This is a genomic window from Variovorax boronicumulans (assembly GCF_009811375.1).
Lineage (GTDB): Bacteria > Pseudomonadota > Gammaproteobacteria > Burkholderiales > Burkholderiaceae_C > Variovorax > Variovorax boronicumulans.
Window position 1 is genome coordinate 453470 of the sequence record NZ_BKDH01000004.1, and the last position, 21857, is coordinate 475326.

General features: G+C 69.3%; 20 protein-coding genes. 14 read left to right on the forward strand and 6 right to left on the reverse strand.

The features are described 5' to 3' along the window. Window positions 1-119: 119 nt before the first annotated feature. The 6 genes from VHAB30_RS27155 (at window position 120) to VHAB30_RS27180 (ending at window position 6072) form a co-directional block, all read left to right on the forward strand. Window positions 120-977: a hypothetical protein gene (locus tag VHAB30_RS27155; RefSeq protein WP_159279226.1), complete on the forward strand. Its 858-nt coding sequence runs from the start codon at window positions 120-122 to the stop codon at window positions 975-977. 63 nt (window positions 978-1040) lie between these two features. Continuing rightward, window positions 1041-2996, forward strand: a complete 1956-nt coding sequence (locus VHAB30_RS27160) for an MFS transporter (protein WP_159279227.1) — start codon at window positions 1041-1043, stop codon at window positions 2994-2996. Between the two features lie 210 nt (window positions 2997-3206). After that, window positions 3207-3653, forward strand: coding sequence for a hypothetical protein (locus VHAB30_RS27165; RefSeq protein WP_062477469.1), 447 nt, complete (start codon window positions 3207-3209; stop codon window positions 3651-3653). Continuing rightward, on the forward strand, window positions 3650-4450 hold the full coding sequence (locus VHAB30_RS27170) for a DUF2145 domain-containing protein (protein WP_062477466.1): 801 nt from the start codon (window positions 3650-3652) through the stop codon (window positions 4448-4450). The genes VHAB30_RS27165 and VHAB30_RS27170 overlap by 4 nt, the downstream gene beginning before the upstream one ends. Before the next feature lie 43 nt (window positions 4451-4493). After that, window positions 4494-5603, forward strand: coding sequence for a serine endopeptidase (locus VHAB30_RS27175; RefSeq protein ID WP_159279228.1), 1110 nt, complete (start codon window positions 4494-4496; stop codon window positions 5601-5603). 91 nt (window positions 5604-5694) lie between these two features. Beyond that, window positions 5695-6072, forward strand: a complete 378-nt coding sequence (locus VHAB30_RS27180; protein WP_095747238.1) for a DUF3597 domain-containing protein — start codon at window positions 5695-5697, stop codon at window positions 6070-6072. Between the two features lie 71 nt (window positions 6073-6143). On the opposite strand, the gene VHAB30_RS27185 is transcribed toward VHAB30_RS27180, so the two are convergent. Further along, a complete protein-coding gene (locus VHAB30_RS27185; RefSeq protein WP_159279229.1) occupies window positions 6144-6926 on the reverse strand; it encodes an SDR family NAD(P)-dependent oxidoreductase in 783 nt (260 codons plus the stop codon). A gap of 135 nt (window positions 6927-7061) precedes the next feature. Between VHAB30_RS27185 and VHAB30_RS27190 the strand changes: the two genes are divergently transcribed. Then, a complete protein-coding gene (locus VHAB30_RS27190) occupies window positions 7062-7442 on the forward strand; it encodes a hypothetical protein (RefSeq protein ID WP_159279230.1) in 381 nt (126 codons plus the stop codon). On the opposite strand, the gene tgt is transcribed toward VHAB30_RS27190, so the two are convergent. Continuing rightward, window positions 7439-8611 (reverse strand): tRNA guanosine(34) transglycosylase Tgt, encoded by a 1173-nt coding sequence (gene tgt / locus VHAB30_RS27195; RefSeq protein ID WP_159279231.1) that lies wholly within the window; start codon window positions 8609-8611, stop codon window positions 7439-7441. The genes VHAB30_RS27190 and tgt overlap by 4 nt on opposite strands. Window positions 8612-8619: 8 nt before the next feature. Then, on the reverse strand, window positions 8620-9663 hold the full coding sequence (gene queA, locus VHAB30_RS27200) for a tRNA preQ1(34) S-adenosylmethionine ribosyltransferase-isomerase QueA (RefSeq protein ID WP_159279232.1): 1044 nt from the start codon (window positions 9661-9663) through the stop codon (window positions 8620-8622). Between the two features lie 125 nt (window positions 9664-9788). Here queA and VHAB30_RS27205 point away from each other — a divergent pair, with 125 nt between their 5' ends. From VHAB30_RS27205 to recG, 3 genes are read left to right on the forward strand one after another with little or no spacing between them, the layout of a single operon-like run. Continuing rightward, on the forward strand, window positions 9789-10472 hold the full coding sequence (locus tag VHAB30_RS27205; protein ID WP_159279233.1) for a DUF4166 domain-containing protein: 684 nt from the start codon (window positions 9789-9791) through the stop codon (window positions 10470-10472). Then, window positions 10469-11959: a TIGR01777 family oxidoreductase gene (locus VHAB30_RS27210; protein WP_159279234.1), complete on the forward strand. Its 1491-nt coding sequence runs from the start codon at window positions 10469-10471 to the stop codon at window positions 11957-11959. The genes VHAB30_RS27205 and VHAB30_RS27210 overlap by 4 nt, the downstream gene beginning before the upstream one ends. Before the next feature lie 11 nt (window positions 11960-11970). After that, window positions 11971-14079 carry an ATP-dependent DNA helicase RecG gene (gene recG, locus VHAB30_RS27215; protein ID WP_390904056.1) on the forward strand — a complete coding sequence of 703 codons (2109 nt, stop codon included), beginning with the start codon at window positions 11971-11973 and terminating at the stop codon, window positions 14077-14079. On the opposite strand, the gene serB is transcribed toward recG, so the two are convergent. Continuing rightward, window positions 14069-14755 (reverse strand): phosphoserine phosphatase SerB, encoded by a 687-nt coding sequence (gene serB / locus VHAB30_RS27220; protein WP_159279236.1) that lies wholly within the window; start codon window positions 14753-14755, stop codon window positions 14069-14071. The two genes, recG and serB, sit on opposite strands and share 11 nt — an antisense overlap. After that, window positions 14752-15660, reverse strand: a complete 909-nt coding sequence (locus VHAB30_RS27225; protein ID WP_223301447.1) for a LysR substrate-binding domain-containing protein — start codon at window positions 15658-15660, stop codon at window positions 14752-14754. Before VHAB30_RS27225 ends, serB begins: the two co-directional genes overlap by 4 nt. 198 nt (window positions 15661-15858) lie before the next feature. Here VHAB30_RS27225 and VHAB30_RS27230 point away from each other — a divergent pair, with 198 nt between their 5' ends. The 4 genes from VHAB30_RS27230 to VHAB30_RS27245 are packed head-to-tail and all read left to right on the forward strand — an operon-like array spanning window position 15859 to window position 21019. Continuing rightward, window positions 15859-16929 carry an ABC transporter ATP-binding protein gene (locus VHAB30_RS27230; RefSeq protein ID WP_062477439.1) on the forward strand — a complete coding sequence of 357 codons (1071 nt, stop codon included), beginning with the start codon at window positions 15859-15861 and terminating at the stop codon, window positions 16927-16929. Between the two features lie 15 nt (window positions 16930-16944). Then, entirely contained in the window at window positions 16945-18591 is a 1647-nt protein-coding gene (locus VHAB30_RS27235) for an ABC transporter permease (RefSeq protein ID WP_062477436.1), read from the forward strand. A gap of 32 nt (window positions 18592-18623) precedes the next feature. After that, window positions 18624-19604 (forward strand): ABC transporter substrate-binding protein, encoded by a 981-nt coding sequence (locus VHAB30_RS27240; protein ID WP_159279237.1) that lies wholly within the window; start codon window positions 18624-18626, stop codon window positions 19602-19604. Next, on the forward strand, window positions 19601-21019 hold the full coding sequence (locus VHAB30_RS27245) for an L-serine ammonia-lyase (protein ID WP_159279238.1): 1419 nt from the start codon (window positions 19601-19603) through the stop codon (window positions 21017-21019). The genes VHAB30_RS27240 and VHAB30_RS27245 overlap by 4 nt, the downstream gene beginning before the upstream one ends. 19 nt (window positions 21020-21038) lie before the next feature. Here the strand turns inward: VHAB30_RS27245 and VHAB30_RS27250 are convergent, their stop codons facing one another. After that, window positions 21039-21665, reverse strand: a complete 627-nt coding sequence (locus VHAB30_RS27250; protein WP_159279239.1) for a LysE family translocator — start codon at window positions 21663-21665, stop codon at window positions 21039-21041. Between the last annotated feature and the right edge of the window lie 192 nt (window positions 21666-21857).

Sequence of the window (21857 nt, forward strand, 5' to 3'; positions counted from 1 at the left end):
AAGGTATAGAAAAAGGATACCGAAGGGAGTGAAATAGTGCCTCGTATCGATTCTCGATGCCTGGGGGAGGGCTGGCAACTAGATTCCACCCGCCAGCCACCACCCCACCGAGGAACGCCATGCTTCTGCCCACCCTGACACGCCGCGAACGCGGACTGTTGTTCACCTTCGCGCTGCTCCTGCTCGTCGCCTTCTTCGGCCCGGCGCTGCCGGCCGCCGACGTGGCGATCGCCTCCGTGTTCGCCGACAACCGGCCGCTGTTTCACCTGCCCAACGCGATGGACGTGCTGAGCAACCTGCCGTTCCTGGCGATCGGCTGCCTGGGGCTGTACCGGCTCAACCGCATCGACCGCTCGCACCAGGAGGCGCTGGCCGGGTTCCCGCTGGCGCCGCCCGCCAACGACCCGCCGGACAACACGCTGGACTGCGCCTGGCTGTTCTTCGCCGGCCTGATCGCCACCGCTGCCGGCTCGGCCTTCTATCACCTGCTGCCCGACGCGCCCCGCCTGGCCGCCGACCGCGCCGGCATGGCCGTGGCCTTCGCGGGCCTGATCGGCATCGCCGTCTGCGAGCGCGTCAGCCAGCGCGCCGGCTGGCCGGCCGCCTGGTTCGTGCTCACGGCCGGCCTGCTGGCGGCCGAGGTCTGCCAGGAAACCGGCAACGTGCTGCCCTGGGCGCTGGTGCAGTTCGGCGGCATGGCGGTGGTGCTCACGCTGGCGCTGGCCACGCCGATGCGCGGCGCTGTCGGGCTCAAGCTGGGCTGGGTGATCGCGTTCTATGTGGTGGCCAAGGCCTTCGAACTGGGCGATCACGCCATCTACGAAGCCACCGGCCACCTCGTGTCGGGCCACACGCTCAAGCACCTGGTGGCGTCGCTGGCCGGCTTGCCTGTGCTGATGGCGCTGTACCGCCTCGAAAAGGGCTGGCGCGCCACCCTGCTGCGGCACAATCCCGACCCAGCCGCCATCGCGGCATGACGCGGCTTGGCCACTGGAACGCCCGTGGCGCAGCGGTAGAAGACAAAGAGGAGATTGCATCGCATGACAACCCCCGCCGCCGCCGCGACTGCGCCCGTGGTGCATGAGCCCAACGCCCACGCGAACCAGTTCGCCCTGCTCGGCCAGCGGCGCTTCGCGCCCTTCTTCTGGACCCAGTTCGCGGGCGCCGCGAATGACAACCTCTTCAAGTTCGCCTTCACCGTCATGGTGACCTACCAGCTGCAACTGAGCTGGATGCCGCCGGCGATGGCGGGGCTGGTGATCGGTGCGCTGTTCATCCTGCCCTTTTTGCTGTTCTCGGCCACGGCCGGGCAGCTGACCGACAAGTTCGACAAGACGAAGATGATCCGCTTCGTCAAGAACCTCGAGATCGCGATCATGGTGATCGCCGCCTGGGGGTTCGTGCGCGCCGACGCGGTGGTGCTGCTGGGCTGTGTGTTCCTCATGGGGCTGCACTCCACGCTGTTCGGGCCGGTCAAGTTCGCCTACCTGCCGCAGGTGCTCGATTCGCGCGAGCTCACGGGCGGCAACGGCATGGTCGAGATGGGCACCTTCGTCGCCATCCTGCTGGGCCAGGTGGCGGGCGGGCTGCTGGTGGCGATGCCGCAGATCGGCCACACCACGGTGGCCGTGGCCTGCTTGCTGCTCGCGCTGGTGGGGCGCGGCGTGGCGCAGGCCATTCCGCCCGCGCCGGCCACCGACCCGGGCCTGTCGATCAACTGGAACCCCTTCAGCGAAACCTGGCGCAACCTGATGCTGGCGCGCGAGAACATCGTGGTGTTCCGCTCGCTGCTGGGCATCTCGTGGATGTGGTTCTTCGGCGCGGTGTTCCTGAGCCAGTTCCCCAGCTTCGCCAAGGAAGTGCTGCACGGCGACGAACAGGTGGCCTCGCTGCTCTTGGTGGTGTTCTCGGTGGGCATCGGCGTGGGCTCGCTGCTGTGCGAGACGCTGAGCCGCCGGCAGGTGGAGATCGGCCTGGTGCCGCTGGGCGCCATCGGCATGAGCGTGTTCGCCATCGACCTGTACTTTGCCTCGCGCGCCTTGCCGCCTTCGGCCGGCATGGGCCTGGGCGCTTTCGTCCACCAGGCCGCGCACTGGCGCGTGATGGCCGACCTCGCGCTGCTGTCGCTCTTCGCGGGGCTGTACAGCGTGCCGATGTACGCCCTGATCCAGCTGCGCAGCCAGCCCACGCACCGCGCGCGGATCATCGCGGCGAACAACATCCTCAACGCGCTCTTCATGATCGGCAGCTCGGTGCTGGCCGGCGCGCTGCTGGGCGCGGGTTTCACCATTCCGCAGATCTTCCTGTTCACCGGCATCGCCAACGCGGTGGTGGCGTTCTACATCTTCATGCTGGTGCCCGAGTACCTGCTGCGCTTCGTGGCCTGGGTGCTGTCGCGCTTCGTGTACCGCTTCGACATCAAGGACGACCAGCACATTCCCACCGAGGGCGCCGCCGTGCTGGTGTGCAACCACGTGAGCTTCATCGACGCGGTGCTGCTGATGGCGGCGAGCCCGCGCCCCATCCGCTTCATCATGGACCACCGCATCTTCAAGGTGCCGGTGCTCGGCTGGCTGTTCAAGCTGGCCAAGGCCATTCCGATCGCACCGCAGAAGGAAGACCCGGCCGCGTACGAGGCGGCCTTTGCCAAGGCCATCGGCGTGCTGCGCGAGGGCGACCTGCTGGGCATCTTCCCCGAAGGCGCGATCACGCGCGACGGCGAGCTGCAGCCCTTCAAGGGCGGCGTGATGAAGATCCTCGAAGGCGCGCGCGCCGAAGGCATCGAGCCGCCCGTGGTCCCGATGGCGCTGACCAACCTCTGGGGCTCGTACTTCAGCCGCATCGAACTGCGCGGCGGCCAGCAGGTCGCCATGGCCAAGCCCTTCCGCCGCGGCCTCTTCAGCCGCGTGGGCCTGCGCGTGGGGCACCCCGTGGCGCCGCAGGAGGTGCAGCCCGAGACGCTGCGCCAGCGCGTGGCCGGCCTGCTGGCCTCCTGAGGCGTGCGCTCCAAAGTATCTCTTCGGGATACTGCGGGACGCCAGAATCGCAACTGGTTGAAGTATTCGAGCCCCGCGGCGTGAAGGCGAACCATCATTCGCTCACCTTCACTGCGCCGCGAGGCCTTCATGCAACCCCTCTCATCCTCCACCGTTTCGATCACCCAGCGCGACCTGCCGGCTTCGCGCAGGACCGCCCTGGCGCGGTCGATGGCCGCCCTGGCCTTCGCCGCCTGCGCCGCGTTCGCGGGTGTCGCGACGCCGCTGCCCGCACGGGCCCAGAGCGAGGCCTCGGCCGCGCTGTCGCTGCTGCCCGTGGCCTCGGTGGTCGGTGCTGCTTCGGTCGTCGGTGCCTCGGCCACGGCGGTGGTCGCCGTGCCCGCGGCGCTGTCGGTGGGCGGTTCGGTGCTCACCGTGATCGCGGTCGAGGCCTCGGTCGACGGCACCGTCTACCTGCTCGAACGCGCCTCGGACGGCGCCCGCGCCAGCGTCAAGGTGATGGGGCGCGCCACCCGTGGCGTGTCGGCGGCCGCCGGCACGGCCGTGGTCGTCAGCGTGATCGGCACGGGCGTCGTGCTCTCGGCCGCGGGCGAGGTGCTGGCCTTCGTGCCCAACGCGGTCGGCCGCGCACTGCTCCACAACGAAAGACTGTCGTGAAACCCGCCTTGCGCCCCGCGCTGCTGCTGGCGTTCGCCATCGCTGCGGTGCTGCCGCTGCAGGCAAACGCCGGCCGCTCGTGCGAACAGGTCAGGCCGACGCCGGCGCTGATCGTCAAGGGCATGCAGCTGGCCGAGCGCACTTCGCAGCAGCTCGACGCGAGCGGCGCGCGCGTGGTCATCCTGGCGCGCGCCGGACAGGACCTGAGCAAGTACGGCCTGCGCTATTCGCACCTGGGCATCGCCTACAAGACCGACGAAGGCCCGTGGCGCGTGGTGCACAAGCTCAACCACTGCGGCACGGCGGTGGCCGCGGTCTACCGGCAGGGGCTGGGCGAGTTCTTCCTCGACGACCTGTGGCGCTACGAGGCCGCCTGGTCCGTGCCGACGCCCGCGGTGCAGGCGCAGCTGATGGCCGCGCTGCGCGAGCCCGACGCGCGCCTCGTGCGCCTGAACGTGGCGCCCTACAGCATCGTGAGCTACGCCTGGGGCCAGAAGTACCAGCAGTCGAACCAGTGGGCCATCGAGACCCTGGCCGCCGCGATGGAGCCCGCCACCATCGGCACCCGCGCGCAGGCGCAGGCCTGGCTGCAGTTCAAGGGCTACGAACCCACCACGCTGAACCTCGGCCCGCTGACCCGCCTGGGCGGGCGCGTGGGCTCGGCCAACATCGCGTTCGACGATCATCCGAACGAGAAGCGGTTCTCGGACCGCATCGAGACCGTGACCGTCGACTCGGTGTTCGCCTGGCTGCCCCGCGCGGGCCTGGGCGCGGCGCCGGTCACACTCAAGCTCTGAGCGAAGAGAAGCAACGAAGAAAAGAAAGAACGAAGGAAAGACCATGAGCAAATCCCTGCGCCTCTCCGAGAAGTGGTTCCGCCGCGGCCTGTGGCTGGTGGCGTTCGTGTTCGCGAGCTTCCTGATCGGGCTGGGCAGCACGATCGTGGGCGACCTGCCGCAGGTCGAGCGCGTGCGCGTGCTCGACGACTTCATCGACAAGCCGGCGGCCGAGCCGCTGCGCGCCACCATCAAGGCCTCGGAGGCCGCCGAGCTGCAGGCCTCGCGCGACCTCGACCAGGCACAGCTGCAGCTCAACACCGCGCAGCAGGCCAGCGCCAACGCGCGCGAGACCTTCGGCAACTGGATCGCCACGCGCCGCGCCACCGCGCAGCCCGACCAGGACACCGAGCTCATCGCGCGCACCAAGGCGCTCGACGCCTTCAAGCAGAAGGAAGACGCGGCGCAGCGCAAGGCCGACGCGCAGCGCCAGATCGCACTCGACGCGCGCCAGGCCGAGCAGCGTGCGCGCGCGGCATTGGGCGTGCTGGAGCACGACGCACAGCAGCGCCTGGACGCCGAGTACCGCCGCGTCGAACTGCGCGTGTTCGGCTACCGGCTCGCGCTGACCCTGCCGCTGCTGCTGGTGGCCGGCTGGCTGTTCGTGAAGAAGCGCAAGAGCACCTACTGGCCCTTCGTGTGGGGCTTCATCTTCTTCGCTCTGTTTGCCTTCTTCGTCGAGCTGGTGCCCTACCTGCCGAGCTACGGCGGCTATGTGCGCTACGTGGTGGGCATCGTGCTCACGGTGCTGGTGGGGCGCTACGCCATCGTGGCGCTCAACCGCTACCTGGCGCGCCAGAAGCTCGCCGAGCAGCAGCCCGACCAGGTGCGCCGCGAAGAGCTGAGCTACGACGTCGCGCTGGCCCGCCTGGCCAAGAGCGTGTGCCCCGGCTGCGAGCGGCCGGTCGACCTGAAGAACAACGAGATCGACTTCTGCCCGCACTGCGGCATCGGCCTGTTCGACCACTGCGGCCACTGCAGCACGCGCAAGAGCGCGTTCTCCAAGTTCTGCCATGCCTGCGGTACCTCGGCCGCTGCGCAGGCGCCGCATACACCTGTGACCGGCACTGCGCAATCGGTCACGCCGGGCGCGCCGGTTCAGCCGGCCACGTAGCGAAAGCGCCGCACGGTCGTGCTACAACCCCGGGCTGCGTCACGCAACGCCGTGCCGCGGGTTTTCCCATTCACATTGACGGAGTACACCCATGAGCATTTTCGGCAAGATTTTTTCCAAGATTTTCCCGTCGGCCAACGCCGCTGAAGTCGTCGCCGCACCGCCGGCGGCTGCACCCGGCGCGCCGGCCGTTGCCGCACCGCCGCCCGCGATCCCGCTGGGCGACGTGCCCGCCGTCCTGGACGCGATGCCGGGTGCCGCCGGCCTGAACTGGCGCACCTCGATCGTCGATCTGCTCAAGTTGCTGGGCCTGGACAGCAGCCTCGCCGCGCGCAAGGAACTGGCCAGCGAAATCCTCTACAGCAACGGCGAACCGGGTTCGGCCGAATGGAACATCGGCCTGCACAAGCAGGTGATGACTCGCATCGCCGCCAATGGCGGCACGCTGCCGGCTGAACTGCGCGACTGATCGTCCCGTCACCCACGCAGCAAAAAGCCCGGCATGCCGGGCTTTTTCTTTGGGGCGAGCGTTGAAGCGCTTCAGGTCCAGCCTGCGTCCACCACGTAGTCCTGCGCGGTGCACATGCGCGAATCGTCGGCCGCGAGGAACAGTGCCATCGCGGCGATGTCCTCGGCCATCACGCGGCCCGGCAGGCATTGCGCCGCATCGATCTCCGCGGCGGATTCGGGCTTCACCCAGAGCTTGATCTGCCGCTCGGTCATCACCCAGCCCGGCATGATCGTGTTGACCCGGATGTTCTGCTTGCCCAGGTCGCGCGCCAGCGAGCGCGTGAGGCCGTTCACGCCCGCCTTGCAGGCCTGGTAGACCGGGTAGCCGCGGCCCTTCATGAGCCAGCTGATCGAACCGAAGTTGACGATCGAGCCGCCGCCCAGCGCGCGCATGTCGTCGGCCACGGCCTGCGCGGCAAAGAACTGGTGCTTGAGGTTGACGGCCACGAGGCGGTCGAAGTCGTCGCTGGTCACGTCGGCCATCTCGTGGCGGCGGTCGTTGGCGGCGTTGTTCAGCAGCACCGACACCGGCCCGAAGCGCTGGCGCACCGCATCGATGGTGGCGGCGAGCGCGGCCGTGTCGGTCACGTCGCAGGGAACGAACAGCGCGGGGTGCGCGCCCTGCAGCTGCGCGGCGAGCGCAGCGCCGGCCGCGGCGTCGAGGTCGCAGAAGCCGACCTTCGCGCCTTGGGCATGAAAGGCCCGCACCAGCGATTCGCCGATGCCGCTGGCGCCGCCCGAGATGAACATGGTGCGGCCGGCCAGCGAGGGGTAGCGGGCGGTATAGGCCGTGGGTGGGGAGGCGTTGGTCATGAAGGTGAGGGCAACCGCAGTGAAGACAGGGCAAGCGTACCGGATGACGGCGTCCCTGATGCCGGCCGGGCCTCCACCCGGCGTATGGCTTCCGGCCTGTGGGCAGGGCGCCGTGGCAGGCATACGCTTCGGCCCATGAGCTCCTTCAACCGCCGCTTCGTCTTCTGCCTCGCGCTGCTTCCGGCCGCCTTCGCGGCGCGGCACGTCCGCGCGCAGGCGCAGGCACCGGCGCCCGTGCTGCTCTTCAAGGTGGTCTCGCCGCGAGACGACATCGTGGTGGGCATCGAGGCGGCCCAGCTGGACGCCGGCGCGGCGCCGCCCGTGCAGCGGCTGGCCGCCATGCTGGCCGAGAAGGGCCAGCTCACGCTCTGGCAATACGCCTCGCACAAGGACGCGAGCGGGGCGCTGGTGCAGGCGCCGCTCAGGCAGGTCGTGGTCTTCAGGAACGAGCTGCTGCGCATCGAACCCTACGCGACGCCGCTGGCCATCAGGCCGCCGGGCGCCGCAAAGTCCTAGACGCCGCGTGCGCGGTCGGCCTTGAACTGCGCGCGGAACGCCGTGAAGGTGCCCGCGTCGAGCGCCGCGCGGATCTCCGTCATCAGGTTCAGGTAGTAGTGCAGGTTGTGGATGGTGCACAGCATCGGACCGAGCATTTCGCCGCAGCGGTCCAGGTGGTGCAGGTAGGCGCGGCTGAAGCCTTCGCGCCCGCCGTCGTTCCAGCTCATGCCCGAGGTGCCCGCGCAGGCGTGGCAGGTGCAGCTGGGGTCGACCGGCTGCGGGTCGCTCTTGTGGCGCGCGTTGCGCATCTTCAGGTCGCCGAAGCGCGTGAACATCGTGCCGTTGCGCGCATTGCGCGTGGGCATCACGCAGTCGAACATGTCGACGCCGTCGGCCACGCCCTGCACCAGGTCCTCGGGCGTGCCCACGCCCATCAGGTAGCGCGGCTTGTTCGCGGGCAGCCGGTGCGGCGTGTGGCCCATGATGTGCAGCATCTCTTCCTTGGGCTCGCCCACGCTCACGCCGCCGATGGCGTAGCCGGGAAAGTCCATGTCGACCAACGCCGCCAGCGACTCTTCGCGCAGGTTCTCGAACATGCCGCCCTGCACGATGCCGAACAGCGCGTTCGGGTTCGAAAGGCGCGTGAACTCCGCCTGGCAGCGCTTGGCCCAGCGCAGGCTCAGTTCCATCGAGACGCGCGCCTCGGCCTCGGTCGTGATGTGGCCCTTGGTGTCGTAGGGCGTGCACTCGTCGAACTGCATCACGATGTCGCTGTTCAGGATGGTCTGGATCTGCATCGAGACCTCGGGCGTGAGGAACAGCTTGTCGCCGTTGACGGGCGACGCGAACTTCACGCCCTCTTCGCTGATCTTGCGCATCGCGCCCAGCGACCACACCTGGAAGCCGCCCGAGTCGGTGAGGATGGGCTTGTCCCATTTCTCGAACTGGTGCAGCCCGCCGAAGCTCGCCATCACGTCCAGCCCCGGGCGCATCCACAGGTGGAAGGTGTTGCCCAGGATGATCTGCGCGCCCATCTCTTCGAGGCTGCGCGGCATCACGCCCTTGACGGTGCCGTAGGTGCCCACGGGCATGAAGATCGGCGTCTGGACCTTGCCGTGGTTGAGCGTGAGCGTGGCGCGGCGCGCGTGGCTGTCGGGGTCGGTCTTGAGGAGTTCGAAGTTCAGCATGATGTCGTTCAGTCCTGGGTGCGTGCGAGCAGCATGGCATCGCCGTAGCTGAAGAAGCGGTAGCCGTTGACGATGGCGTGGGCGTACAGCGCCATCACGCGCTCATACCCCGCGAAGGCCGAGACCAGCATCATCAGCGTGCTCTTGGGCAAATGGAAGTTGGTCACCAGCACGTCGACATGCGCGAAGGCGAAGCCCGGCGTGATGAAGATGCGCGTGTCGCCCGTGGCCTCGCCGCTTTTCGCCCACGACTCGAGCGTGCGTACGGTGGTCGTGCCCACCGCGACCACGCGCCCGCCGCGTGCCTTGCATTCGGCAATGGCGCGCTGCGTGGCCTCGGGCACCTCGTAGCGTTCGGCGTGCATCGTGTGTTCGGCGATGTTCTCGGTCTTCACCGGCTGGAAGGTGCCGGCGCCCACGTGCAGCGTGACGTTGGCGCGCTGCACGCCGCGCGCTTCGAGCTCGGCCAGCAGGCCTTCGTCGAAGTGCAATGCGGCCGTGGGCGCGGCCACGGCGCCGGGCACGCGCGCGAACACGGTCTGGTAGCGGCTCTCGTCGTCGGCCGAGTCGGTGTGCGTGATGTAGGGCGGCAGCGGCACGTGGCCGCAGCGCTGCATCAGCGCATACGGGTCTTCGCCCGCGTCGCTCTCGAAGCCGAAGCGGAACAGCGCGCCGTCTTCCTCGGGCCAGCGGCCCAGCAGCGTGGCGCGAAAGCCGCCGACCATCTCGAGCGTGGTGCCCACGGGCGGCTTCTTGCTGACCTTCATGTGCGCGACCACCTCGTGGCCCTGCAGCACGCGCTCGACCAGCAGCTCGAGCTTGCCGCCGGTCGGCTTCTCGCCGAACAGGCGCGCCTTGACCACGCGCGTGTCGTTGAAGACCAGCAGGTCGCCCGCGCGCAGCAGCGAGGGCAGTTCCTTGAAGATGCGGTCGGCCGGGGCGGGGCCTGTGCCGTCGAGCAGACGGGAGGCGGTGCGTTCGGTGGCCGGGTGTTGTGCCACCAGTTCGGGCGGCAGATGGAAATCGAAATCGGAAAGCGTGAAGGCGCGCATGGTGCTTGAGGGCCGGACGGGCCCGTGCCAAGGAGGCATGGGAAGGGAAAAAGGCGGAGAGCGGCGATTGTCCCATGGCCCGGAATCACGGGCGCCGCCGGGGGTTGCCGAGGCAGAATCGACGCATGGTCGATTCTTCCGTCGCGCGTGTCACGCCGTCCCCAGCCCCTCCTTCCGAAGGCGAGCTCTTCAAGAAGATCCTGGGCGGCGCCTGGATGGGGCTGCACCCCGACATCCGCCGGCGCTTCGACAAGAACCCCCTCCCGGGCAAGGCGCTGCACTACCTGGGCGCGCTCAGCGAGCTGCGCTGCTCGCGCTTCGGCAAGCTCTTGGGGCACCTCACGCAGCCGATGATCCAGGGCGCGCTGATCCCCTACAGCGACAGCCACTTCCCGGTCGAGATCCAAGTCTACACCCGGCCCGACGACCCGGCCATCTACAAGCAGCGCATCTACCGCCTGCACGGCCGCCAGCCGATCCAGTTCACCAGCTTCATGCGCGAGAGCGAGCGCGGCGAGGTGCTGGAGTACGTGGGCATGGGGTTGGGCATGAAGCTGGTGCTGAGCGTGGAGCCCAACGGCAGCCTGCATTTCCAGAGCGACGGCTATTTCTGGGAGGTGTTCGGCTGGCGCATTCCGCTGCCGGGCCTGTTCACGCCGGGCAAGACTTTTCTCTGGCACCACAACGAGACGCCCGAGCGGTTCAACATCCGCATCGAGATCTGCCACTGCCTCATGGGCACCACCTTCACGCAGGTCGGCGTGTTCGAGGAAGTGCCGGAGCCGCAGCCGCAGGCGGTGTCCGCATGATCGACACGCACCTGCTGGCCCTGCAGCTCATGGCGGCGCAAGGCGCGCTGGGCGCCTTCGACACGCTCTACCACCACGAAGGCACAGAAGCCCTGCCGCGCCGCGGCACGGCAGGGCGCGAGCTGGCGATCCACGCCACGCGCTCGTCGATCTACTGCGCGCTGTTCCTCGGCCTGTCGGCGTGGGCCTGGCACGGCGCCTGGGCGTGGGTGCTGCTCGCGGTGTTCGGCGTCGAGATCGTGCTCACGCTGTGGGACTTCGTGGTCGAAGACGGCAGCCGTCTGCTGCCGCCCACCGAACGCGTGACGCACACGGTGCTGGCCATCAACGCCGGCGCGTTCATCGCGCTGCTGGCGATGAGCGCGGTCGGCTGGGCAGCGCAACCGACGGCGATGGTGTGGCAGCCGCACGGCTGGCTCAGCGCCTTCCTGGCGTTGTGCGGCGTGGGTGTGGGCATCTCCGGGCTGCGCGACGGCTTCGCGGCGCGCGCGCTGTTCAAGCAGCAGAAGCAGGCGCAGGTGCGCGCCGTCGAAGCCCCGGTGCACTTCGGCACGAAGCCGCAGCAAGTGCTGGTGACGGGCGGCACCGGCTTCATCGGCCAGATCCTCGTGCGCCACCTGCTGGCCGACGGCCATGCGGTGACGGTGTGGACGCGCGAAGCGCGTGGCGCCGCCTGGGGCTTCGGCGGCGCGGTGCGCTGCGTGCAATCGCTCGACCAGATTCCCGCCGCCGACGCCATCGACGTGGTCGTCAACCTCGCGGGCGCACGCATCCTCGGCCAGCGCTGGAGCGCAAGGCGCCAGCAGCAGCTGCTGCGAAGCCGCGAAGGGTTGACGCAGCAGCTCGTCGCGTGGATCGCCACGCGCCCGCGCAAGCCGTGGCTGCTGCTCTCGGGCTCGGCCATCGGCTACTACGGCGTGCAGCCGCAGGGCGACGCCACCGAGCTCGCCGAAGACGCGCCGCCGCAGGACATCTTCATGTCGACGCTGTGCCAGCGCTGGGAGCAGGCCGCGCACGCGGCCGTGGCGCACGGCGTTCGCGTGGCCTGCCTGCGTTTCGGCTTCGTGCTGGGCCACCAGGGCTCGCTGCCGCAGCTGCTGATGCCGGTGCAGCTGGGCATGGGCGGGCGCCTGGGCAGCGGGCGGCAGTGGCTGTCGTGGGTGCATGTGCATGACCTCATCCGCGCCATCGCGCACGTGTGGACGGTGACAGAGTCCGCCACCGATCCCGTCGCCGCGCAGGCCTTCAACGTTACTGCGCCGGGTGCAGTCAGCCAGGAGGCCTTCACCCGCGTCGCCGCCGGCGTGCTGCACCGCCCCTGCTGGATGCCCACGCCCGCCGCGCCCGTGAAGCTGCTGCTCGGCGAGCAGGCCGACCTGCTGCTCGAAGGCCAGCGCGTGGTGCCGGCGCAGCTGCTGCGCAGCGGCTTCCAGTTCATGTTCCCCGATGCCCGCAGCGCCTTGACGGACCTTTGCCGTCCACGCTAGAAGCCTTGTCCGTGCCCGCCAAGAAAGATCCGACTCCCCCCGCCGCGCCGGCGCAACCGCCCGGCACCGGCCTGAGCCTCGTGCAGCGCGCGCTGCGCAAGCTCGGCCTCGTGCGCGACATCGACTTCGCGCTCTACCTGCCGATGCGCTACGAGGACGAGACGCGCATCGTGCGCCTGGCCGACACGCGCGACGGCGACATGGCGCAGGTCGAGGGCGTGGTCACCGAGTGCGAGGTGGTGTACCGCCCGCGCCGCCAGCTCATCGCCACCATCGACGACGGCTCCGACACCTGCCAGCTGCGTTTCTTCAACTTCTATCCGTCGCAGCAAAAGCAGTTGGCGGTGGGCGCGAAGGTGCGCGTGCGCGGCGAGATGCGCGGCGGCTTCGTGGGGCGGCAGATCATGCACCCGACCGTCAAGGCGGCCGGCACGGCGCTGCCCAACGCGCTCACGCCGGTGTACTCGACCGTGGCCGGGCTCGCGCAGCCGGTGCTGCGGCGCGAGGTGCGCTCGGGCCTGGCGCGTGCGCTGCTCGACGAGACCATCCCGGTGCAGATCGGCCTGCGCGGCGCGTGGGATCTGCGCAGCGCGCTGAGCTTCCTGCACTACCCGACGCCCGACGTGTCGATCGCCGCGCTCGAAGACCACAGCCACCCGGCGTGGCAGCGCATCAAGGCGGAAGAACTGCTGGCACAGCAGCTCTCGCAGCTGCAGGCGCGGCTGGAGCGCGCGGCGCAGCGTGCGCCGGTGCTGCCTGCGTCCACCGACGCGGCGGCGAGTTCGCTGCATGCGAAGTTGCTCGCCGTGCTGCCCTTCGGCCTCACCGGTGCGCAGCAGCGCGTGGGCGAGGAGATCACGGCCGACCTGCACCGCCAGATCCCGATGCACCGCCTGCTGCAGGGCGACGTGGGCTCGGGCAAGACCGTGGTCGCGGCACTGGCCGCGGCGCGCTGCATCGACGCGGGCTTCCAGTGCGCGCTCATGGCGCCCACCGAAATCCTCGCGGCCCAGCACTTCGGCAAGCTGGTCGGCTGGCTCGATCCCCTGCTGGCCGAGCGCGGCCTGCGCGTGGCCTGGCTCACGGGCAGCCAGAAGAAGAAGGAGCGCGACGAGATGTCGGCCGCCGTCGAAAGCGGCGAGGCCGCGTTGGTCATCGGCACGCACGCGGTCATCTCGGAGAAGGTGCGCTTCAAGAACCTGGCGCTGGCCATCATCGACGAACAGCACCGCTTCGGCGTCGCGCAGCGCCTGGCCCTGCGCGGCAAGGCTGGCGGCGACCTCGAGCCCCATCTCTTGATGATGAGCGCCACGCCGATCCCCCGCACGCTCGCGATGAGCTACTACGCCGACCTCGACGTCTCCACGCTCGACGAGCTGCCGCCGGGCCGCACGCCCATCGTCACCAAGCTGGTGGCCGACCACCGGCGCGACGAGGTCATCGACCGCATCCAGGCGCAGATTTCGCAGGGCCGGCAGGTCTACTGGGTCTGCCCGCTGATCGAGGAGAGCGAGGCGGTCGACCTGCGCAACGCCACCGAGACGCGCGACGAACTCGCCGGCACGCTGGGCGATCACATCCAGGTCGGCCTGCTGCATTCGCGCATGCCCACGGCCGAGAAGCAGGCGGTGATGGCCGCCTTCACCGCCAACGAGATCCAGGTGCTGGTGAGCACGACGGTGATCGAAGTGGGCGTGGACGTGCCCAACGCCTCGCTGATGGTGATCGAGCATGCCGAGCGCTTCGGCCTCTCGCAGCTGCACCAGCTGCGCGGGCGCGTGGGGCGCGGCGCGGCGGCCTCGGCCTGCGTGCTGCTCTATGCGCCGGGCGACAGCGGGCGCGTCGGCGAGGCGGCGCGCGCGCGGCTCAAGGCGATGGCCGAGACCGGCGACGGTTTCGAGATCGCGCGGCGCGACCTGGAGATCCGTGGCCCCGGCGAGTTCCTCGGCGCACGCCAGTCGGGCGCGCCGCTGCTGCGCTTTGCCGACCTCGCGACCGACACGCTGTTGCTCGACTGGGCGCGCGAACTCGCGCCGGTGATGTTGCAGAAGCACCCCGAGCTGGCGCAGCGCCACATCGACCGCTGGCTCGGCACGAAGGCCGAGTACCTCAAGGCTTGAGAAAACCCAGCAGCCGGTCGAGCCCGCCTTCGTCGATCGCCAGCATCGCGGCCTCGCGCACCAGGGGCTTGGCGTGGTAGGCCACCGACAGCCCGGCCACGCGCATCATCGGCAGGTCGTTCGCGCCGTCGCCCACGGCGATGGCCCGGGCCGGCGGGATGCCCATCGCGCGGCAGCATTCGAGCAGCTTGTCCTTCTTGGCTTCGCCGTCGCAGATGTCGCCCCAGGGCTGGGGCAGCATGCGCCCGGTGAGCCGGCCGTCTTCGATCTCGAGCACGTTGGAGCGCGTGTCGTCCAGCTGCAGCCGCTCGCGCAGGCGGTCGGTGAAGAAGGTGAAGCCGCCGCTCAGCAGCACGACGCGCAGGCCGGCTTGCTTGCACGCGCCGATCAGCGTCTCGGCGCCGGGGTTCAGGTGCAGGCGCTGGTCGTACACGGCCTGCAGCGCCGACAGCGGCACGCCGCGCAGCAGGGCCACGCGCCGGCGCAGGCTGTCCTTGTAGTCGGTGATCTCGCCGCGCATCGTGGCCTCGGTGATCGCCGCGACCTCGGGGCCGCAGCCCGCGATGTCGGCGATCTCGTCGACCGTCTCGATGTCGATCAGCGTCGAGTCCATGTCGAAGGCGATCAGCTTGAAGTCCGACAGCCGCAGGGGAGGAAGAGTGAGCGTGGTGGTCATGGGGTGGGGCTTCCCGCGTTCCAGTGCTGCGTGCCGAGCCAGTCGACGAACTGCCGTGCCAGCGCGGCCACCGGCCCTTCGGTGCGGTACAGCGCGTAGACGCCGGAGGCCGGCAGGCGCGGTTCGGGAAACACCAGGCGCAGCCGGTCGGCGCGGATGTCTTCCTCGAGCAGGCACCAGGGCGCCAGCGCGAGCCCCAGGTCGTTCATGGCGGCCTGCATGCAAAGAAACTGGTGGTCGAACACGGGGCCGGGCAGCTGGGGCGGCACGCGCACGCCGGCCAACTCGAACCAGCGCGGCCAGTTCTCCACTTCGCCGGCGGCCTGCAGCAGCGGGTGACCCAGGCAGTCGGCCATGCTGGCGATGCGGTGCCGTTCGATGAAGCGCGGCGACGCCACGGCCACGAGGTGGTCGTCCAGGCAGCGCACGCAGGTGTGGTCGGGGCGCTGCATGGGAATGCGGCGGATCAGCACGTCGCTGCCGGCCTCGGCCTGGTCGAAGAACTGCCGGCCCAGGGTCGACAGCTGCACGTCGGTCTGCGGCGCCAGGGCCTGGAAGCCGGCCAGCCGCGGGATGAGCCACTTCATCGCCAGCGAGGGCGTGGTGCACACGCGCAGGCTGGCGCGCTGGTGGGGCGACTTCAGCGCGGCCGTGGCGCTGGCGATGCGGTCCAGGCTGGCCTGCACCTCGGCGAAGTAGTCGCGCGCATGCGGCAGCAGCGTCGCGCCGCGGGCCTCGCGCGCGAACAGCGGCTGGCCCAGGTAGTCCTCCAGCAGGCGGATCTGCTGGCTGACGGCGCTGTGCGTGATGCTGAGTTCGTCGGCGGCCGCGGTGAAGTTGGCATGGCGCGCCGCCGCTTCGAAAGCGCGCAGCGCCTTCAAAGGGGGGAGGCGTCGGGTCACCACATGCGTACCTTGGCGAGCGGGCTTGTCTTCCTCATGTTCTTTTCGTGTTCGGTTGCGTGCCGCCCGGGGTTGGAGGCCGGCGCGCATCGTAGACCGGGAAGCCTGCAGAAAAACTAACCGGCCGCCTTAAAAAATACGGCTGGTGGCACGCAGGGGGCGCACCTAGCATCGCGCTTCCTTCCACCCTGAACAAGAGACATGGCTTCCATCACCATCGACAACGTCGTGAAGCAGTTCGCCAACCAGACGGTGCTGCAGAACCTGTCGCTGCATGTGCCCGATGGCGCCTTCTACACCCTGCTGGGCCCCAGCGGCTGCGGCAAGACGACCCTGCTGCGCTGCATCGCGGGCTTCAACGAGCCCGACGGCGGCCGCATTCTTTTCGACAAGGACGACGTGACGCGCGTGTCCACCCACCACCGCGACATCGGCATGGTGTTCCAGGACTACGCGCTGTTCCCCGACAAGACGGCCTTCGACAACGTGGCCTACGGTCTGCGCGCGCGCAAGGTGCCCAAGGCCGAGATCGCCCGGCGCGTCAACGAGGCGCTGGACAAGGTGAGCCTGCTGGCACTGGCCGACCGCTACCCGGCGCAGATGAGCGGCGGCCAGCGCCAGCGCGTGGCGCTGGCGCGCGCGCTGGTGATCCGCCCGCGCGTGCTGCTGATGGACGAGCCGCTGTCCAACCTCGACGCCAAGATGCGCCTGCAGATGCGCGACGTGATCCTGGACCTCGTGCGCGAAGCCGGCATCACCACCGTGTTCGTCACGCACGACCAGGAAGAGGCGTTGGCCATGTCCGACCGCATCGCCATCATGGACCGCGGCAGCATCGCGCAGCTGGGCACGCCCGAAGAGCTGTACGGCACGCCGGTGAACGCCTACGTGGCGGACTTCATCGGCTCGGCCAACGTGATTCCCGTGCCGGCCGAGTCCGCCGGCGGGGCCGCGTCGCACGTGCGCTACCAGCTGTGCGGCCAGCAACTCGACGGCAAGCAGGGCGGCGCCGCGCTGGGCGCGCAGGGCATCCTCATCGCGCGCCCCGAGGCGCTGTCGCTGATGGCGCCCGCGCCCCACGTGCCCAACGCCATCGCGGGCGAGGTGCTGCGCCGCCAGTACCTGGGCTTCAAGACCGCCTACCGCATCCGGCTGCACGACCAGTCGGAGATCCGCGTCGAGCTGCACGCCGGCAACATGGTGGCCGACTTCCAGGCCGGCGATGCGGTGCAGGTGCTGGTGCCGGCCGACAGCCGCGTCGTCGCCGCCTGAACGGACACGCACGCCATGAAAATCAACTGGTGGCCCTGGGGTTTCCTGACCCTGCTCAGCCTCGTGCTGCTGCTGTTCTTCGTGTTCTATCCGCTGGGCACGCTGTTCGTGAACAGCGTGCGCGACGAGTCGGGCGCGTTCTCGCTGTCCGGCTTCATCACCTTGCTGCAGGACAGCGAATACCTGCTCGCGTTCCGCAACACGCTGGTGCTCGGCGTGTCGGTCACGGCCTGCACCGTGGCCGTGGGCGTGCCTTTCGCCTACATGGTGGCGCGCTACGACTTCCCGCTGAAGAACCTGGTGGCGGTGCTGCCGATCATGACCATCGTGATCCCCGAGATCATCGTCGGCCAGTCGTGGCTGCTGCTGCTGGGCAACAACGGGCTGGTGACCAACCTGCTCGCGGGCGCGGGCATCACGCTGCCGACCTTCTACGGCTGGACCGGCATGGTGTTCTCCATGACGCTGGTCTACTACACCTACATCTACCTGGGCGTGCTGGCCGCGCTGCGCGGCTTCGACGGCCAGCTCGAAGAGGCCGGCCTGAGCCTGGGCACTTCGCCGCTGGTGACCAAGCTGCGCGTGCTGGTGCCGGTGATCCTGCCGGCGGTGCTGGTCAATGCGCTGGTGGTGTTCACGCTGGTGGTGGGCAACTTCGCGCTGTCGGTGGTGCTGGGCAGCAGCGTGCCGCTGCTGTCGGTCATGACGTACAACGCCTTCGTCGGCGAGATGGGCGGCAGCCCCACGCTGCAAAGCGCGATGTCGGTGGTGTCCATCGGCATCGTGGCCATCGTGCTGTTCTTCCAGAAGCGCGTGGTCGAACGCAAGATCTACACGATGACGCAGGGCCGCGCACCCGCCGTGGTGCGCGTGCGCTCGGGCGCGGCGGTGTTCTACACGCTCAGCGTGGGCGTGATCATCGTGCTGTCGATGCTGCCGCTGCTCATCGTCTTCGTGGGCGCCTTCACCGAGACCAGCGGGCCCGTGATGCGCTGGGGCCAGTGGTCGCTGTCGAGCCTGGAACGCGCGCTGCGCGGCGCGCCCGAGCCGATCATCAACTCGCTGAAGTTCGCCTCGATGGCGACGGTGGTGGGCGTGGCCTTCGCGGTGCTCGTGAGCTACCTGACGATCAAGAAGCGCAACCCCTTCACCCAGCTGCTGGACTACATCGTGGTGCTGCCGCTGACCATCTCGGGCACGGTGCTGGGCATCGCGCTGGTGCAGACCTTCAACACCGGCTGGCTGGTGCTGGCGGGCACCTCGGGGATCATGGTGCTGTGCTACACGGTGCGCCGCCTGCCGTTCGCGGTGCGCAATGCGTCGTCGACGCTGTTCAACATCTCGGACTCCATCGAGGAGGCCTCGATCAGCCTGGGCGTGTCGCCGCTGAAGACCTTCTTCAAGGTGCTGCTGCCGGCCATGAAGGCCTCGATCATCTCGGCCGCCATCCTGATGTGGGTGACCACGATCTCGGAGCTGTCGGCCTCCATCGTGGTCTACACGGGCGGCCTGGAGACCATGCCCATCGCCATCTTCCGCCAGGTCGACGGCGGGCGCCTGGGCCTGGCCTCGGCCTACGGCGCGGCGCTGGTCAGCGTGATCCTGCTGCCCATCGTGGTGGCGATCAAGGTGTTCCGCATCAACCTCTTCTCCAGCAAATGACCCACCCATTCACTTCAACCTGCGAGGTTTTCATGTCCTTCAAGTCCCTGGCGAAATGCGCGTTCGCGACCCTGGCCCTCACGGCGGGCGTCGCGGGTGCGCAGACGGTGGTGCTCTATTCGTCCAACAACACCGAAACCGTCGAGACCGCGCTGGCCGTGGTCAAGAAGAAGACGCCCGGGCTCACGGTGCAGCAGGTCACGGGCGGCACCGGCACGCTGATGAAGCGCATCCAGGCCGAGGCCAAGAACCCGCGCGGCGACGTGCTGTGGAGCGGCGGCTTCGGCACGCTGGGCGCCTACAAGGACCAGATGGCGCCCTACAAGTCGCCCGACCTCGCGGCCGTGCCCGCGGCCTTCCGCGGCCCGAACGACCTGTGGGTCGGCACCAACGTGCACGTCATGGTGATGATGGTCAACGAGCGCCAGCTCAAGGGCATGCCCGCGCCCAAGACCTGGTCGGACCTGATGCGCCCCGAGTGGAAGGGCAAGTTCGCCATCACCGACCCGAGCAAGAGCGCCACCGCCTACATGCTGGTGTACGGCCTGCTCAAGCAGTTCGGCCGCGACGGCCTGGGCAAGCTGGCGGCCAACGCGGTCGTCACCGCCTCGTCGGGCAGCACCTACAAGGGCGTGGCCGCCGGCGAGTACCCGGTGGGCCTGACCATCGAGTACGCGGCGCAGGAGTACGTGGCGGGCGGCCAGAAGGAGATCAAGCTGGTCTATCCCACCGAGGGCAGCTACCTGGCGCCCGAAGGCATGTTCATCGTGAAGGGCGCGAAGAACATGGACGCCGCCGTCGCGCTGTACAACGGCCTGCTGAGCAAGGAGACGCAGCAGGAGCTGCTGGTGAAGAACTTCCGCCGTCCGGTGCGCAGCGACATCGCGGTGTCCAAGCTCACCTCGCTGCCCGACCTGAGCGCCATCAAGATCTTCCCGCTCGACCAGGAAGCGGCCTCGGCGGAGTACGAGCAGCTCGTGGCGCTGTGGAACCTGGCGGTGAAGGCGCGGTGACGGGTACGGCGAAGGCGCCTTCGACGCCGGTCAGCGCCTTCGATCTGTTCAAGATCGGCATCGGCCCTTCGAGCTCGCACACGGTCGGGCCGATGATCGCGGCGCGGCAGTTCGCCTGCCTGCTGCAAGCGCGGGGCCTGCTGCCGGAGGTGACCGCGCTGGTGACGCAGCTGTACGGCTCGCTCAGCGCCACCGGCCGCGGCCACGGCACCGACCGCGCCGTGCTGCTCGGGCTCGCAGGCCACCGGCCGGACCGGATCGACCCCGACACCATCGAGCCCGCCATCGCGGCCATCCGGCGCGAGCGGCGGCTGCGCCTGCTCGGCACGCACGCCGTGGCGTTCGACGAGAAAGAGCATCTGCTCTTCCTGCGCAAGAGCCTGCCTCGGCACCCGAACGGCCTGCGCTTCATCGCGCTCGACGCGCAGGGCCAGACCTTGGCTGAGGCGGACTACTTCTCGGTCGGCGGCGGCTTCGTCGTCGATGCGCAGGGCGAGAGCGTGCGCAACGAAGCCGGCGTGCAGCGTCCGGAACCGGCCGCGCTGCCCTTCGCCTTCGACACTGGCGCGGAACTGCTCGCGCAGTGCCGCGCGCAGGGCCTGTCGATCGCCGCGCTGATGATGGCCAACGAAACGCAGTGGCGACCGCAGGCCGAGGTGCGATCGGAGCTGCTGCAGGTGTGGGACGCCATGGCCGGCGCCGTGCGCCGCGGCTGCGCGAGCACCGGCACCCTGCCCGGGCGCATGCAGGTGCGGCGGCGCGCGGCCGACCTGTTCGCTCAACTGCAGGACAGCGGCACGGCGCAGGCCGCGCCCGACCCGCTCGCGGCGATGGACTGGGTCAACCTGTACGCCATGGCCGTCAACGAAGAGAACGCGGCCGGCGGGCGCGTGGTCACCGCGCCCACCAACGGCGCGGCGGGCGTGATCCCGGCGGTGCTGCACTACCACCAGCGCTTCTTTCCCGGCGCGGGCGACGAGGCCGTGGTCGAGTTCCTGCTCACCGCCGCGGCCATCGGCGTCCTCTACAAGAAGAACGGCTCGCTCTCGGGCGCCGAGGTCGGCTGCCAGGGCGAGGTCGGCGTGGCCTGCTCGATGGCGGCGGGCGCGCTCGCCGCGGTGATGGGCGGCACGCCGGGCCAGGTCGAGAACGCGGCCGAGATCGGCATGGAGCACAACCTGGGCATGACCTGCGACCCGGTCAGCGGGCTGGTTCAGATCCCGTGCATCGAGCGCAACGCGATGGGCGCGGTGAAGGCCATCAACGCGGCGCGCATGGCCCTGCGCGGCGACGGCTCGCACTTCGTGTCGCTGGACAAGGTCATCCAGACCATGATGCAGACCGGCGCGGACATGAAGACCAAGTACAAGGAAACCTCGCGCGGCGGCCTCGCCGTGAACATCGTCGAGTGCTGACCGCCGCGCGGGCGGGCACTCAAGCAGGCCGGCGCGTGAACGCGAGGATCAGCCCGAAGCCGACCATCATGCTGCCGCTCACGCGGTTGAACCAGCGCATCGCGCGGCTGCCGTTGGCCAGGCGGCGCATGCGCGCGCCGAGCAGCGCATACAGCGCGATCGCGACCAGCTCGAACACCAGGAAGGTCACGCCCAGCAGCACGTAGCTCGACGCGTATGCGCCGGGCACCACGAACTGCGGGAAGAAAGCGGTGAACACCAGGATCGCTTTCGGGTTGCCGGCCGCCACCGTGAACTCCTGGCGCACCAGCGCGCGCATCGACGGCGGCGCGGCCTCGTGCGCCTGCACCTGCGCAGTCGGTGCCGGCGCGCGCAGCAGCCGGACGCCGATCCACACGAGGTACGCGGCGCCGATGTACTTGATGACGTCGAAGGCCAACTCCGAGGCCACCAGCACCGCGCCCATGCCCAGGCCCGCGATGGCGATCATGACCGCGAAGGCCACGAGCCGGCCGCTCGCCGCGATCACGGCCGGCGACACGCCGTGCTTCGCGCCGTTGGTGACCGACAGCAGGTTGTTGGGGCCGAACGCCATGTTGATGGCGAAGCAGGCGGGCAGGAACAGCAGATAGGCGGACAGGGTCATGGCGCATCCGGCGGTGGGTGTGGCGGGGTGGTCATTATTTCAGCAGTCCGGGGCGGCGCGTCGCTCTGCCTGCGGTGCTCGTTTGCCCTCGCGCGCACCCCACGAATCACCAAGGCGCCGCTGTGCAGCGTTGGTGGGCGCGTCCTTCATCTCGCGGGTTTGCACCAATTTCATGACGAATATGGTGGGGCA

Coding starts and splice junctions, on each gene's coding strand:
- VHAB30_RS27210 (WP_159279234.1), top strand. CDS start 10,469: ATGATCGACACGCACCTGCTGGCCCTGCAGCTCATGGCGGCGCAAGGC.
- VHAB30_RS27190 (WP_159279230.1), top strand. CDS start 7,062: ATGAGCTCCTTCAACCGCCGCTTCGTCTTCTGCCTCGCGCTGCTTCCG.
- VHAB30_RS27250 (WP_159279239.1), bottom strand. CDS start 21,665: ATGACCCTGTCCGCCTATCTGCTGTTCCTGCCCGCCTGCTTCGCCATC.
- VHAB30_RS27230 (WP_062477439.1), top strand. CDS start 15,859: ATGGCTTCCATCACCATCGACAACGTCGTGAAGCAGTTCGCCAACCAG.
- VHAB30_RS27205 (WP_159279233.1), top strand. CDS start 9,789: ATGGTCGATTCTTCCGTCGCGCGTGTCACGCCGTCCCCAGCCCCTCCT.
- queA (WP_159279232.1), bottom strand. CDS start 9,663: ATGCGCGCCTTCACGCTTTCCGATTTCGATTTCCATCTGCCGCCCGAA.
- VHAB30_RS27175 (WP_159279228.1), top strand. CDS start 4,494: ATGAGCAAATCCCTGCGCCTCTCCGAGAAGTGGTTCCGCCGCGGCCTG.
- VHAB30_RS27165 (WP_062477469.1), top strand. CDS start 3,207: ATGGCCGCCCTGGCCTTCGCCGCCTGCGCCGCGTTCGCGGGTGTCGCG.
- VHAB30_RS27240 (WP_159279237.1), top strand. CDS start 18,624: ATGTCCTTCAAGTCCCTGGCGAAATGCGCGTTCGCGACCCTGGCCCTC.
- VHAB30_RS27155 (WP_159279226.1), top strand. CDS start 120: ATGCTTCTGCCCACCCTGACACGCCGCGAACGCGGACTGTTGTTCACC.
- VHAB30_RS27160 (WP_159279227.1), top strand. CDS start 1,041: ATGACAACCCCCGCCGCCGCCGCGACTGCGCCCGTGGTGCATGAGCCC.
- VHAB30_RS27180 (WP_095747238.1), top strand. CDS start 5,695: ATGAGCATTTTCGGCAAGATTTTTTCCAAGATTTTCCCGTCGGCCAAC.
- serB (WP_159279236.1), bottom strand. CDS start 14,755: ATGACCACCACGCTCACTCTTCCTCCCCTGCGGCTGTCGGACTTCAAG.
- VHAB30_RS27185 (WP_159279229.1), bottom strand. CDS start 6,926: ATGACCAACGCCTCCCCACCCACGGCCTATACCGCCCGCTACCCCTCG.
- tgt (WP_159279231.1), bottom strand. CDS start 8,611: ATGCTGAACTTCGAACTCCTCAAGACCGACCCCGACAGCCACGCGCGC.
- VHAB30_RS27235 (WP_062477436.1), top strand. CDS start 16,945: ATGAAAATCAACTGGTGGCCCTGGGGTTTCCTGACCCTGCTCAGCCTC.